Origin of the sequence: Streptomyces beijiangensis (assembly GCF_017315755.1) — a bacterium.
Classification (GTDB): Bacteria; Actinomycetota; Actinomycetes; order Streptomycetales; family Streptomycetaceae; genus Streptomyces; species Streptomyces beijiangensis.
This window is the reverse complement of sequence record NZ_JAFLRJ010000720.1, coordinates 1-242: the sequence shown is the minus strand read 5'-3', so window position 1 is coordinate 242 and position 242 is coordinate 1. Positions and strand designations below refer to the sequence as shown.

The following is a 242-nucleotide window of genomic DNA, read 5'->3' as shown; positions in this document are numbered from 1 at the left end:
CCCCAGCCCGGCTACGGCTACGGCTACTACACGCCGCCGCCCACGCCTGGCCCCCCGCAGCGCAGCGGCCGTTCCACCGTCGCGCTCGTGGCCGTCGCCCTGGTCGTCGCGCTCGGAGCGGGCGGCTCGGTGTACGCGATCATGAACACCGGCGGCGACCCCTCGACGGCGAAGAACACCACGGCCTCCCAGCCGGCGACCACCGACGCCAGGCCCCAGGGCAGCACCGCGCCCGAGCCCAC

Annotated in this window: 1 pseudogene; it reads left to right on the top strand. The window is 76.4% G+C overall.

Annotation, left to right across the window (positions count from 1 at the left end):
* Nucleotides 1-242: pseudogene (locus J0695_RS38640) on the top strand (serine/threonine protein kinase); the annotation flags it as partial.